Genomic DNA, 12,975 nt, shown 5'->3' on the forward strand with positions numbered 1-12,975 from the left:
CATCAGATCAGGTGCTTCTTGGCCAGGATACCAGCCAGCTGTGCGGCGGTGTCGTCGCCCGTCAGCATGGTGCCTGCGCCCTTCTGCGGAGGAGTGAAGGACTTAAAGACGTTCGTCGGAGAACCCTTCAGGCCGATGGTATCGACCTCGATCAGCGGATCATCCTTCAGAGCGTTGTAATCAAACACTTCCATGGGCTTGTCGTAGCAGGTGAAGATGCCGTTGACGCTCATGTAACGGGGCTCGTTCAGCTCCTTGATGCAGGTCAGCAGGCAGGGAGTCTGGACCTTGACCATCATGTAGCCGTCTTCCAGCATACGCTTCACGGTCAGGGTGTTGCCATCCTTCTGGATGTCGGCAACGTAGGTGACCTGGGGCAGATGCAGCTTTTCAGCGATCTGGGGGCCGACCTGTGCGGTATCGCCATCAATTGCCTGACGGCCGCAGAAGACGACATCCTCCGGGCCAACGCCGATCTTGTTGACGGCAGCGGCCAGGATCTGGCTGGTCGCGAAGGTATCGGAACCGCCGAACTCACGGCCGGAGACCAGAACGGCCTTGTCGGCACCGCGGGCCAGCAGCTCACGCAGCATCCCTTCGGCCGGCGGCGGGCCCATGGTGACGACAACGACTTCGCAGCCGGTGGCGTCCTTGAGCTTCAGAGCAGCCTCCAGAGCGTTCAGGTCATCGGGGTTGGTAATGGTTGCCATAGAGGCACGGTCCAGGGTGCCATCCGGCTTGACGGACACCTTACCGGAGGTATCAGGAACCTGCTTTACACAAACGATTGCTTTCATTGTAAATCTTACCTCCCTTACTTCAGCAGCGCGCCGGAAATGACCATCATCTGCACTTCGCTGGTGCCCTCGTAGATCTCGGTGATCTTGGCATCACGCATCATGCGCTCAATGGGATAGTCACGGGTGTAGCCGTAACCACCGAACAGCTGCAGGCAGCGGCGGGTCACGTCGCTTGCGGTGCGGGCGGCGATCAGCTTGGCCTGAGCAGCTTCCACGCTGTAACGGACCTTTGCGCCGTCCATAGCCTGCTGCTTCTTCAGAGCAGCGGCATAGACCAGATACTTGGCAGCCTCGACGCGGGCCTTCATCTCAGCCAGCTCGAACTGGGTGTTCTGGAATGCAGCGATGGGGCGGCCGAACTGCTTGCGCTCCTTGACGTAAGCAACGGTCTCATCCAGAGCGCCCTCGGCGATGCCCAGAGCCTGGGAAGCGATGCCGATACGGCCGCCGTCCAGAGTGGCCATTGCCAGCTGGAAGCCCTTGCCGCGCACACCCAGCATACGGTCCTTCGGGATGCGGCAGTCCTCGAAGATCAGCTCGCAGGTAGAGGAACCGCGGATGCCCATCTTGTCCTCAGCCTTGCCGACCGAGAAGCCCGGATCGGTGCGCTCGACGATGAAGGCGGAGCACAGCTTGGTGGGGCGGCCCTTCTTGTCCAGCACATGGTCGGTGACTGCGATGACGATGAAGACATCGGCGAACCCTGCATTGGTGATGAAGATCTTGGAGCCGTTCAGCACCCAGCAGTCATCCTCTTCCTTTGCAATGGTCTGCTGGCCCTGTGCATCGGTGCCAGCACCCGGCTCGGTCAGGCCGAATGCACCCAACCACTCGCCGCTGCACAGCTTGGGCAGATACTTTGCCTTCTGCTCCGGGGTACCGTTCTCATAAATGGGAGCAGCACACAGGCTGGTGTGAGCAGAGACGATGACACCGGTGGTGCCGCAGACCTTGCTCAGCTCTTCCACTGCCATGACGTAGGACAGCACGTCGCCGCCTGCACCGCCGACAGAGGTGGGGAAGTAAATACCCATCATGCCCAGCTTGCCCATCTTTTCGACGGTCTCTTTGGGGAAGTACTCTTCTGCATCAACTTTCTTAGCCAGAGGCTTGACTTCGTTTTCAGCAAACTCGCGGTACATTTTCTGCACCATCTGCTGCTGCTTGGACAGAGTAAAATCCATCGCTATATCCTCCTAACGGGTCTAGTTTTTCATAGGCCGGGCGCTTGTCGTGGCGAACCCGGTTTGCAAACAAATTCCTCCCGGCCGCTTTCCCCGCAGCCGGGAGAAATGTTTTCAGAAATTACAGCTGGTCGACCGGGGTCTTGGTGCGGTCTGCGTTGTAAACGTAGAAGCCCTTGCCGGTCTTGCAGCCCAGGTTGCCGCCGCGAACCATCTTACGGATCAGCGGGCAGGCACGATACTTGCTGTCGCCGGTCTCGTGGTACAGGACGTCCATGATGGCCAGGCAGATGTCCAAGCCGATGAAGTCGCCCAGCTCCAGGGGTCCCATGGGGTGGTTTGCACCCAGCTTCATAGCAGTGTCGATGCCAGCGATGTCGGAAACGCCCTCCATCTTGATGAAGGCTGCTTCGTTGATCATGGGGATCAGGATGCGGTTGACGACGAAGCCTGCTGCCTCGTTGACCTGAACGGGGTTCTTGCCGATGGCGACCGAGATCTCCTTGATCTTCTCAACGGTCTCAGCAGGAGTGTTGCAGCCTGCGATGACCTCGATCAGCTTCATGCGGTCGGCGGGGTTGAAGAAGTGCATGCCGACCAGCGGGCGGCTCAGGCCCTTGCCGATCTCGGTGATGGACAGAGAAGAAGTGTTGGAAGCAAAGATGCACTCCGGCTTGCAGATCTTGTCCAGCTCACCAAAGGTGGTCTGCTTGACCTTCATGTCCTCGAATGCAGCCTCGACGACCAGGTCGCAGTCTGCACACAGGTCTTCCTTCAGGCCCGGCGTGATAGCGGCGACGATCGCGTCCGCCTTCTCCTGGGGGATCTTGCCCTTTGCGACCAGCTTGTCATAGCCAGCCTTGATCTTTGCCAGGCCCTTCTCGGCCCACTCCTGCTTGATGTCGCACAGAGCAACGCTGTTGCCCTCGACCTGAGCGAATGCCTTTGCAATGCCCTGGCCCATCGTGCCAGCGCCAATAACACCGATCTTCATAGGATATCTCTCCTTTATTCATATCCCCCTGCTCCCCGGTTCCCTCTCCGGTAGGAACCAGGATGCAGAAGGGTTCAGATTACAAATTCAAATGTACTTCTCAGTTGTTAGTGAAAACAGCCTTGGGCTTCGGTTTCTCACGGGACAGGAAGCAAGCCATGCCTTCCTTCTGGTCGTGGGTCTCGAAGCAGTCGCCGAACAGCTTTTCCTCGACCTCGACCGCCTTCTCAATGGGCAGGCTGATGCCGTCGTCGATGGCCTTCTTGCAGTTGCGCACTGCAATGGGGGCGTTCTTTGCGATCTTGTTGGCCAGCTTCAGGACGTTCTCCATCAGCTCAGCCTGGGGATACACGGCATTGACCAGACCGATGCGGTAAGCCTCATCGGCCTTGATGTTCAGGGCCGAATAGACCAGCTGCTTTGCCATGCCCATGCCGACGAGACGTGCCAGACGCTGGGTGCCGCCGAAGCCCGGCGTGATGCCCAGACCGACTTCCGGCTGGCCGAAGACGGCGTTGTCCGAACAGATGCGGATGTCGCAGCTCATGGCCAGCTCATTGCCGCCGCCCAGTGCGAAGCCGTTGACGGCTGCAATCACAGGGATGGGGAAATGCTCGATCATCAGGAAAACATCATTGCCCAGCTTGCCGAAGGCCTCGCCCTCTGCCTTGGTCATGGTGCTCATGGAACCGATGTCTGCACCGGCCACGAAGCTCTTGTCGCCTTCGCCGGTCAGAACGATGCAGCGGATGGCGTCCTGATCGACAGCCTCAAACGCTGCCTTCAGGTCTGCCAGAACTTCAGGGTTCAGTGCGTTCAGTGCCTTGGGGCGGTCGATGGTGATGATCTCGACAGCACCCTGCACTTCGGTTTTAACAAATGCCATTGTGAAGACCTCCATTCAAAGTCTTATTCTTCGTTTCAGAACAGCCCCGCGCAGGAGAAGTCCGCCTGCGCGGGCGATCCTGATATCTGGAGTGCCTCCAGCGTTTAGTCCATTTCGACGATGGTAGCGCAGCCCATGCCGCCGCCGATGCACAGGGTAGCCAGACCCTTGTGGGCACCACGGTGCTTCATTGCATACAGCAGGGTGACCAGGATACGAGCGCCGGAAGCGCCGACCGGGTGGCCCAGAGCGATTGCGCCGCCGTTGACGTTGACCTTGTTCATATCAAAGTTCAGAGCCTGGCTGACGGCCACAGACTGTGCTGCGAAGGCCTCGTTTGCCTCGATCAGGTCCATATCGGCAACGGACAGGCCGGTCTTTGTCATGACCTTCTTGGTTGCAGCGATGGGGCCCAGACCCATGACTTCGGGCTCAACACCAGCCAGAGCACCAGCGACCCAGGTTGCCAGCGGGGTGACGCCCAGCTCCTTGGCCTTCTCCTCGCTCATCACGACCAGAGCAGCAGCGCCGTCGTTGATGGCGGAAGAGTTGCCGGCGGTCACGATGCCGTCCTTGGTGAAGGCGGGCTTCAGGGTGCCCAGCTTCTCGATCGGGGTCAGACGGGGGCCTTCATCGGTATCGAACACGGTGTCGCCCTTCTTGCCCTTGATGACAACGGGAACGATCTCGTCCTTGAAGGCGCCGTCCTTGATGGCCTTGTCTGCCTTGACCTGGCTGTTGTAAGAGAACTCATCCAGCTGCTCGCGGGTGATGGGGTTGTAGCCGTACTTCTTCTGATAGGTCTCGTTGGTGCAGACGTTCTCAGCGGTCATGCCCATGTGCTTGTTGAAGCCGGTGGCATCCCACAGAGCATCGTTGACCATGGTATCGACCAGCTCGCTCTTGCCCATGGGAGCGCCCATGCGGTAGCCGTAGCGGCCCTTCATCATAGCGAAGGGAGCCATGTCCATGTTCTCCATGCCGCCTGCAACGACGATGTCGGCATCGCCAGCCTCGATCATCTGCGCAGCCATGTTGACGCAGTTCAGACCGGAGCCGCAGACCACGTTGACGGTGACAGCGGGGGTCTCGATGGGCAGGCCTGCCTTCAGGGAAGCCTGACGCGCGACGTTCTGGCCCAGACCAGCCTGAATGACGCAGCCCATGTAAACATGATCGACCTGCTCCGGTGCGACGTGTGCGCGCTCCAGTGCCTCCTTGATGACGATGGAGCCCAGCTCAGCAGCGGGGACGTTGGCAAGAGTGCCGCCGAACTTACCGATGGCGGTACGGCATGCAGATGCGATAACAACTTTCTTCATGTTAATAGCCTCCTGATTTGTGTGTATATTGGTGGGTTTTAGGAACCAATTTTATAGAAACGCCAGCGGCGTTTGCACATAAGAAACGGATTCAGGGCTGCTCCCCTTTCGCCCGGAGCGCGGCCATCTTCTGTTCGACGGCGGCTTCCACATTGGGCGTGACGAACTTGGAGATATTGCTGCCGTAGCGGGCAGCCTCTTTCACGATCGTCGAGGAAAGGTAGCTCCATTTGATGCTGGTCGCCAGGAACATCGTCTCAATGCCGGGCATCAGTGCATGGTTCGTCTGCGCCAGCTGGATCTCGTTTTCGAAATCCGTGACCGCCCGCAGACCCCGCACCATGACCGAAGCGCGGCGCTTTTTGGCAAACTCCACGGTCAGGCCGTCAAAGCTCTCCACCGTGACGTTCGGGATGTCCTTGCAGCACTCCTGCAGCAGGGCCACCCGCTCTTCTACGGTGAACAGAGGGTGCTTGGCGCTGTTGATGAGCACGGCGACGATCAGGTGATCGTTGATCTTTGCGGCACGCTTGATGATGTCCAGGTGCCCTTTGGTGACCGGATCGAACGATCCGGGATAAACTGCTGTTGCCATCGTGTCCTCCTTGATGCGCGCTGGTATGAAAAGCGCGCTCGGTCCTGCCATGATAGCACTTTCCAGTTCGGGTTGCAAGACGTTGTTTGCGGCGCCGCGTCTCATCGCTATTTTTTTAACGATTCATGACGCACTGCTCCACACCGCCCTGCTACGCTATAAGTAAACCACATCGTCAAAATTTTATCAAGTCTTTTTTCAAAAAATTTTGTTTCTATCAGACCAAAGAATCCAGTTGAATCGCTAAGAATTTTAGTCATATTGCCATCCAGCCACTTTTTTGCCCCGATTTGCTCCGAAAGTATTGATTCCTTCCTTTGTTAATGTTATAACTAAGTTATCGGGTTGTAAGAATTTACAATTCCTTTATGTTATTATAGGAGAGGATGGTTTATAATGGATTATACGGAACTGTATGCGCAGAAAAAGATGACTGCCGATCAGGCCGCTGCTTTGGTCAAGAGCGGCGATTGGGTGGACTACGGCTGGGCTGTGAACACCCCGGTGGCAGTCGATGCTGCCATTGCAAAGCGTCTGCCGGAGCTGGAGAACGTCAATTTCCGCGGCGGCATCCTGATGTGGGTGCCGGAGATCTTCCAGATCGACGACCCGGCTGCCCACATGACCTGGAACAGCTGGCACATGGGCGGCATTGAGCGCAAGGCCATTGCGCAGGGCTTCTCCTTCTACTCCCCCATCCGTTATTCGGAGCTGCCCCGTTACTACCGCGACAGCAAGGACCCCGTGGATGTGGCAGTGTTCCAGGTCACGCCCATGGACGAGCATGGCTACTTCAATTTCGGCCCCTGTGCTTCTCATCTGGGTGCCGTCTGCGAAAAGGCCAAAAAGATCATCGTCGAGGTCAACACCAACATGCCCCGCTGCCTGGGTGGCACCGAGAACTGGGTGCACATCTCCCAGGTGGCCGGTGTCGTGGAGGGCACCAACCCGCCGATGGGTCAGATGGCTGCCCCCGGTGCGGCCACTGAGGTGGACCTCGCCGTGGCGAACCTCATCGTCCCGCAGATCCCGAACGGTGCCTGCCTGCAGCTGGGCATCGGCGGAATGCCCAACGCCATCGGCAACCTGATCGCGCAGAGCGACCTGAAGGATCTGGGCGTCCATACTGAAATGTACGTCGATGCCTTTGTGGACATCGCCAAAGCCGGCAAGATCACCGGCCGCCACAAGAATCTGGACAAGGGCCGTCAGGTCTACGCCTTCGGTGCCGGCACCCAGAAGATGTACGATTACCTCGACAACAACCCGGAGTGCATGGCAGCCCCCGTGGAGTACACCAACGACATCCGCAGCATTTCGGCCATCGACAACTTCATCTCCATCAACAATGCTGTCGATATCGACCTGTTCGGTCAGGTCAACGCCGAGAGTGCCGGTGTCAAGCACATCTCCGGTGCAGGCGGTCAGCTGGACTTCGTTCTGGGCGCATACCTTTCCAACGGCGGCAAGAGCTTCATCTGCCTGTCCTCTACCTTTATGAATAAGAAGACCGGCAAAGTCGAGAGCCGCATCCGCCCCACGCTGGAGACCGGCAGCATCATCACCGATACCCGTGCCAATATCCACTATCTGTGCACCGAGTACGGCTGTGTGAACCTGAAGGGCCTGACCAGCTGGGAAAAGGCCGAAGCCTTGATCAGTGTTGCACACCCCGATTTCCGGGATGAACTGATCGCCGAAGCTGAAAAACTGCACATCTGGCGCAGGAGCAACAAGCGCTAAACAATGCTGCGGGCGTTCCTGCTGCCCGCGGCAGGAATGGAGTCTACGGAAACATGATGGACAAAAAGCCACACATCAAACCTTACCTGTATGGGATGCTCGCGGGATTCGGTGCCATATCATTGAGCATCCTGTTCTTCTTCCTGATCTACCGCTTTCAGGGCTTCGGGGATGCGATCTCGAAGCTGACGGGAATCCTGATGCCGTTCATCTACGGCGCGGTCATCGCCTATCTGCTCAAGCCGGTGTGCAACTGCGTGGAGAATTTTCTCCGCCGCCTTTTGCCCGAAAAGATGGGAACTGCGGCCAACATGCTGGCGGTCACCATCTCGCTGCTGTTCGGCATCCTGGTGGTGTATGCGCTGATCATGATGATCGTGCCGCAGCTCATCACCAGCGTGACGACGCTGTACTACACGGCGCGGAACAACCTGAACGACTTCGTGGACTGGGCTTCCCATCAGGAGATCATCGCCAGCAACCAGAAGCTGCTGGATTTCATCGAGACGTCCTATGACAACCTGCAGGACACGCTGGACAACCTCGTCCGGACGAAGCTGGTCCCCTCCATGCAGAGCCTCCTGAGCGGTGCAGCGCTGGGCGTGATGAGCTTCGTGACCTTCCTGAAGAACATCGTCATCGGCCTCATCGTTTCGGTGTATCTGCTGGCCAGCCGGAAGAAATTCGGGCAGCAGGGCAAGCTCATCCTTTATAGTCTGGTCAAGCCCCGTTGGGCCAACCTCATCATGGAGGAGATCCGTTACGCTGACCGGATGTTCGGCGGCTTCATCAACGGTAAGATTTTGGATTCCGCCATCATCGGGGTGCTGTGCTACATCGCCTGCCTCATCTTCAAGTTTCCCAGTGCGCTGCTGGTCTCGGTCATCATCGGTGTGACCAACGTCATCCCCTTCTTCGGGCCTTTCATCGGTGCCATCCCGGCCACCTTGCTCATCCTCATCCAGAACCCCATCAAGGCGCTCTGGTTCGTCCTGTTCGTTCTGGTTTTGCAGCAGGTGGACGGCAACATCATCGGGCCGAAGATCCTGGGCAACACCACCGGCCTTTCCAGCTTCTGGGTGCTGTTCGCCATCCTGCTGTTCGGCGGCCTGTGGGGTTTTGTGGGCATGATCATCGGTGTGCCGCTCTTCGCGGTCATCTACGATGTGCTCAAGAAATTCGTCTTCCACGGCCTGCGCCGCAATGAGGAGATGGAACTGGTCACGACCTACCACGACAACTTCGGCGACCCCGACGACGAATAAGTTCCGTCATCTATATCGAATGTCCCGGCCCTGTCTCCTGCGGGAGATGGGGCCATTTTATCGCGCAAAAAACCTCCCGCTTCCCGGCGCTGTTGCAGCGCTCCGGAAAGCGGGAGGTTTTGGTTCAGGACGGCTGCACTCGATGCAGACCCAGCGCTTCTGTGTGCTTACTGCTGGCCGGGCTTCCAGTCCTTATAATTCTCATAGCGGCTCTCGCGGATCTTGGTGTGAGACCAGATCTCGTCGGCCATGGGCTGCCAGTTGTCAGCGTAGGCCTTGCACTTATCGCACAGGTGGTCCACCGTCTCCGGGCTCTGGAGGTCGGTGCTGTGGGCACCGGTCTCGTGGACCATCTTCCGCAGCAGTTCGGGGTTCTCCAGCATGGGGCAGGGACGCAGATGGTTCTTGTTGAAGGGCTGGCCGTTGTGGTATGCCATGAACAGCGGGCTCTGAAGAATCTCCAGAATGCTGCTGTCGTGGATGTTGGCATTGGAATAGTGGATGAAGACGCAGGGTTCCGCATCACCGGCCGAGTTGATGTGGAAGTAGTTGCGGCCGCCCGCAATGCAGCCTCCGACGAACTCGCCGTCATTCTGGAAGTCCATCGGGTAGAACGGGATGTCGCAAGCCTCGCTGCGCAGATAGCGGATGCGGTCGATCATGTACTTGCGCTGCTCCGGGGTGGGCATCAGTTCGGGGGCTGCCTCGTTGCCGACGGGCATGTAGTGGAAATAGAAGCCGAAGTGCGCACCCTTGTCGCACAGGAAGCGCATGAAGTCATCGCTGGTGACGGCCTCGATGTTGGCGCTGGTGTAGCAGATGGAGGTACCGAACAGGATGCCGTACTGCTTGAGCAGGTTCATGGCGTGCATGACGGCAGCGTAGTGGCCGCTGCCGCGGCGGGCATCGTTGGTCTCCGGGGTGCCCTCGATGGACAGCATGAAGGCGATGTTGCCCAGGCGGACGACCTCCTTGCAGAAGGCGTCGTCGATCAGGGTGGAGTTGGTGTAGATGGCAAACTGCACATCGTTGTGCTTTTCGGCCAGCTTCAGGATGTCGGCCTTGCGGACCAGCGGCTCGCCCCCGGTGAGCATGTAGAGGTACACGCCCAGCTCCTTGCCCTGAGAGACGATCTTGTCCATATCGTCAAAGCTCAGGTTGTTCTTGTGGCCGTACTCGCCGGCCCAGCAGCCCACGCAGTGCATGTTGCAGGCGGAGGTGGGGTCGAACAGGATCAGCCAGGGGATGTTGCACTGGTACTTGACGCGGTTCTCGCGGATGGTCTTGGTGCCACGGAAGAAGGCCTCATAGCCCAGGTTCAGAGCTGTGGTGCGGGCCACATTGGGGTCCAGCTGGTCCAGCATACAGTTGATGAGCCTGGACCACTTGCTGTCCGGGTTCGAGAGAGTCTGGCGGGCATGAGCATACGTTTCCTCGCTGAAGGAATCGCCATAGAAGGTCTTGGCGACATCCACCAGCTGGGTCACGGCCTTTTCGCGGTCCTTGTTGACGTGGGACAGCACGACATCCGCCGTCTTGCCCAGTGCGGCGCGCTGCATCTTATGAGTCAGAGAATCAAATGTGGTATTCATTCCAATTTCCTCCCATGCGTTGTCTGATGTGGGGAGCATCCTCCCCCGCCGGGATCAGGACCCGGCGTTCAGATGATCTTATATTCTTGCAGCAGGCGGCCGAGGTCGGTCTCCTGCACCCTGTCGATGACTTTGCCGAGCGCGAACCTCTCGATCCATCGCATCTTGAGGTCGCTCAGCGGGCGTCCATCCCGCAGCTGCACGGCTGCGTTCAGCAGGTCGCGGACGTCGTAGGTGCTGCCCCAGACCTCCGGTACGCCCCGGTCGATGTCCAGCAGGGTATACACCGCCTCCATGCCGGTGCGCATGGAGTATTCGGTGGTGAAGATGGTGTCACGCGGGGTCTCTGCGAACTGCCCCAGAAACGCGAAGTTCACCGCGCCCTCCGGCACCACAGCGGGCCGGTCGCCTGCTGCGCGGGGCATGAAGAAGGCCGTGATGTACGGCATCATGACGGGCACCGTGTTGGCGCTGTGCTCGGCCAGATCTTCGATCTCCGGTTCCGGCACACCGAGGTGATACAGCCACTCCATGCAGATCTCCTTGCCGGTGCAGTCCCGCATGGGCTTCTTCACGTAGTTGCCGGGCGTGTCGCTGAACAGGCCGTAGAGCCAGCCCACGAGCTGGCCTTTGGGCTGATTCCGGAACTGCGGCTGGCGGTTGAAGGTCCAGCTCAGCAGCCAGCTGGAGTCCCGGACGGTCACGATGCCGCCGGTGACGACCCCGCCGCTGAAGGGATCCCGCTTGCAGATGTTCTGGATGTAGGGCACGATCCGCTCGTCCAGCGTGGTCACGGTGGCGCTCATCCAGTTGGTCTGCTCCGGGTCAGAGCAGAATTTCTCCGGGTGGCCGAAGGCGGGGTCCTGCGCGGCGATCTTCTTCCACAGATCCCAGCCATTGCCGGGGTGGAGCACCGTATCCAGCGCAGCGGGCTGGTCCTGCGCACCGATGGAGCTGTTCTCGACGCAGCCGCCGTTGGTGATGAAGACCAGATCGTTTTCGGTCAGGTCCACCCTCTCCTCGTGGTCGTCCACCAGAAGGCAGATGGTGCGGGCCTGCTTTTTGCCGTCCGCACAGTCGAACTCGATATTCGTCACCTTCGTGTTGTAGTGGAACCGGACCCCGTAACTCTCCAGATAGCGGATCATGGGCAGGATCATCGACTCATACTGGTTGTACTTCGTGAACCGGAGCGCCCGGAGATCCGGCAGTCCACCCACATGGTGGACGTAGCGCTTGAGGTAGAGCTTCATCTCCAATGCGCTGTGCCAGTTCTCAAAGGCGAACATCGTCCGCCAATAGAGCCAGAAATTCGAACCGAGGACTTCTGCGTCGAACACGTCGGTGATCCGCTTGTCGTACAGCTGCTCGTCCGGGGTGAAGAAGAGCTTCAGGATCTCCATGCAGCCCTTGTCCGACAGGCCGAACCGGCCGTCGGTGTGGGCATCCCGGCCCTGTTGTTCGGTCGCACGGCAGAGTGAGACGTTCGGGTCTTTTTTGTTCAGCCAGTAGTACTCATCCAGCACACTGACGCCCTCGGTCTCGATCGACGGAATGGAGCGGAACAGGTCCCACATGACCTCGAAATGATCATCCATCTCGCGCCCGCCCCGCATCACGCAGCCGATGCCGGGGTATTGATAACCATCGCATGCGCCGCCGGGGATGGCCCCTTTTTCAAAGAGGTGGACATGTTCGCCCTTCATCTGGCCATCCCGCACCAGATAGCAGGCCGCTGTGAGGGCAGCCAGCCCGGTGCCGACGAGGTAGGCCGACTTGCGGTCTACGTCCTTTGGTTTCCGCGGCCGCGCAAATGCTTCATAGTTACCACTGGAATAATACATGTTATTCCCTCCGTTTGTTGTGGTTTCTTTCGTCTTATAGTTTGCGCTGATGGTACTGTACCATGTTGTCAAAAAAGGTTCCATAAACAGAAAAAGCACCGTGATGGAAAACCCATCACAATGCTTCTTCTGTCTAAATTTTCATCAGTCATCCAGTTCCGAGGGGCTGCGGTCGGTGCGGAACCGGTTCAGCGCACGCTGGAAATCGCCACGGATCAGGATATTCAGCCGTTCCGTCATCCGGACGGGGTCCTCCTTCATATCCTTGCGGATCCATTCCAGCGCCATGCCCACCAGCGCATACTTGTAGAAATCCACGATGAACTGTACATCGTCATCCTGCACGGTGATTCCCTGCATCCCGCGTTCCATGAATTCCCGCAGCATGGGGTCCAGCAGCTTATATAAGTACTGTTCCACCTGCTCCCGGCTGATCGAGCGGTAGACGTTCATCACCAGCACCTTGTTCTCCTGCACCTGGTGCAGGAGGTCCAGAAACGCCTCCGTCCAGGTATCGAACGTGGGCTTGTTTTCCAGCGCCTTTGCGGCGTCTTCGACCATGATCCAGTCCACCAGGTCGTAGATATCCTTGAAGTGGTAGTAGAACGTCATGCGGTTGACCCCGCAATCCTCCGTGATATCGTTGATCGTGATCTTATGCAGGGGTTTCTGGAGCAGCAGCTTTTTCAGCGATGCTTCCAGAGCCCTCTTTGTCGTCTGTGACACAAGCTCCATCCTTTCCCAGCAACG

Annotated in this window: 11 protein-coding genes; 2 read left to right on the top strand and 9 right to left on the bottom strand. The window is 58.4% G+C overall.

Annotation, left to right across the window (positions count from 1 at the left end; genetic code table 11):
* Nucleotides 1–2 precede the first annotated feature (2 nt).
* From acrB to coaD, 6 genes are all read right to left on the bottom strand, one after another.
* Nucleotides 3–797: an acryloyl-CoA reductase electron transfer subunit gamma gene (gene acrB / locus I5P96_RS08385; RefSeq protein WP_097792133.1), complete on the bottom strand. Its 795-nt coding sequence runs from the start codon at nt 795–797 to the stop codon at nt 3–5.
* A gap of 17 nt (nt 798–814) precedes the next feature.
* Nucleotides 815–1,984, bottom strand: coding sequence for an acyl-CoA dehydrogenase (locus I5P96_RS08390; protein WP_097792132.1), 1,170 nt, complete (start codon nt 1,982–1,984; stop codon nt 815–817).
* 121 nt (nt 1,985–2,105) lie between these two features.
* Nucleotides 2,106–2,978 (bottom strand): 3-hydroxyacyl-CoA dehydrogenase family protein, encoded by an 873-nt coding sequence (locus I5P96_RS08395; RefSeq protein WP_118553082.1) that lies wholly within the window; start codon nt 2,976–2,978, stop codon nt 2,106–2,108.
* 100 nt (nt 2,979–3,078) lie between these two features.
* Nucleotides 3,079–3,864: an enoyl-CoA hydratase-related protein gene (locus I5P96_RS08400; RefSeq protein ID WP_223381587.1), complete on the bottom strand. Its 786-nt coding sequence runs from the start codon at nt 3,862–3,864 to the stop codon at nt 3,079–3,081.
* A gap of 104 nt (nt 3,865–3,968) precedes the next feature.
* A complete protein-coding gene (locus I5P96_RS08405) occupies nt 3,969–5,186 on the bottom strand; it encodes an acetyl-CoA C-acetyltransferase (protein WP_223381589.1) in 1,218 nt (405 codons plus the stop codon).
* A gap of 91 nt (nt 5,187–5,277) precedes the next feature.
* Complete coding sequence (gene coaD, locus I5P96_RS08410) at nt 5,278–5,781, bottom strand: pantetheine-phosphate adenylyltransferase (protein ID WP_223381591.1); 504 nt, start codon at nt 5,779–5,781, stop codon at nt 5,278–5,280.
* A 396-nt stretch (nt 5,782–6,177) separates the two neighbouring features.
* Between coaD and I5P96_RS08415 the strand changes: the two genes are divergently transcribed.
* Together I5P96_RS08415 and I5P96_RS08420 are read left to right on the top strand one after the other, a co-directional pair.
* The gene (locus tag I5P96_RS08415; protein ID WP_223381593.1) at nt 6,178–7,524 is read left to right on the top strand and encodes a butyryl-CoA:acetate CoA-transferase; all 1,347 of its coding nucleotides are present in this window, start codon (nt 6,178–6,180) and stop codon (nt 7,522–7,524) included.
* A gap of 53 nt (nt 7,525–7,577) precedes the next feature.
* Entirely contained in the window at nt 7,578–8,789 is a 1,212-nt protein-coding gene (locus I5P96_RS08420) for an AI-2E family transporter (protein WP_223381595.1), read from the top strand.
* Between the two features lie 167 nt (nt 8,790–8,956).
* Here I5P96_RS08420 and I5P96_RS08425 read toward each other — a convergent pair whose 3' ends face one another.
* The 3 genes from I5P96_RS08425 to I5P96_RS08435 all read right to left on the bottom strand — a co-directional run bounded on the left by I5P96_RS08425 (nt 8,957) and on the right by I5P96_RS08435 (nt 12,951).
* Nucleotides 8,957–10,381: a radical SAM protein gene (locus I5P96_RS08425; RefSeq protein WP_223381597.1), complete on the bottom strand. Its 1,425-nt coding sequence runs from the start codon at nt 10,379–10,381 to the stop codon at nt 8,957–8,959.
* Nucleotides 10,382–10,449: 68 nt separating this feature from the next.
* Nucleotides 10,450–12,225: an oleate hydratase gene (locus I5P96_RS08430; RefSeq protein WP_223381599.1), complete on the bottom strand. Its 1,776-nt coding sequence runs from the start codon at nt 12,223–12,225 to the stop codon at nt 10,450–10,452.
* A gap of 144 nt (nt 12,226–12,369) precedes the next feature.
* Entirely contained in the window at nt 12,370–12,951 is a 582-nt protein-coding gene (locus tag I5P96_RS08435; protein ID WP_223381601.1) for a TetR/AcrR family transcriptional regulator, read from the bottom strand.
* Nucleotides 12,952–12,975 lie beyond the last annotated feature (24 nt).

The sequence above is a fragment of the Faecalibacterium prausnitzii genome, assembly GCF_019967995.1.
GTDB classification, from domain to species: Bacteria; Bacillota; Clostridia; order Oscillospirales; family Ruminococcaceae; genus Faecalibacterium; species Faecalibacterium prausnitzii_E.

What these genes read in the sequence shown, in the direction of transcription:
- acrB (WP_097792133.1), bottom strand. Translation starts at nt 797, where the DNA reads ATGAAAGCAATCGTTTGTGTAAAGCAGGTTCCTGATACCTCCGGTAAG.
- I5P96_RS08390 (WP_097792132.1), bottom strand. Translation starts at nt 1,984, where the DNA reads ATGGATTTTACTCTGTCCAAGCAGCAGCAGATGGTGCAGAAAATGTAC.
- I5P96_RS08395 (WP_118553082.1), bottom strand. Translation starts at nt 2,978, where the DNA reads ATGAAGATCGGTGTTATTGGCGCTGGCACGATGGGCCAGGGCATTGCA.
- I5P96_RS08400 (WP_223381587.1), bottom strand. Translation starts at nt 3,864, where the DNA reads ATGGCATTTGTTAAAACCGAAGTGCAGGGTGCTGTCGAGATCATCACC.
- I5P96_RS08405 (WP_223381589.1), bottom strand. Translation starts at nt 5,186, where the DNA reads ATGAAGAAAGTTGTTATCGCATCTGCATGCCGTACCGCCATCGGTAAG.
- coaD (WP_223381591.1), bottom strand. Translation starts at nt 5,781, where the DNA reads ATGGCAACAGCAGTTTATCCCGGATCGTTCGATCCGGTCACCAAAGGG.
- I5P96_RS08415 (WP_223381593.1), top strand. Translation starts at nt 6,178, where the DNA reads ATGGATTATACGGAACTGTATGCGCAGAAAAAGATGACTGCCGATCAG.
- I5P96_RS08420 (WP_223381595.1), top strand. Translation starts at nt 7,578, where the DNA reads ATGATGGACAAAAAGCCACACATCAAACCTTACCTGTATGGGATGCTC.
- I5P96_RS08425 (WP_223381597.1), bottom strand. Translation starts at nt 10,381, where the DNA reads ATGAATACCACATTTGATTCTCTGACTCATAAGATGCAGCGCGCCGCA.
- I5P96_RS08430 (WP_223381599.1), bottom strand. Translation starts at nt 12,225, where the DNA reads ATGTATTATTCCAGTGGTAACTATGAAGCATTTGCGCGGCCGCGGAAA.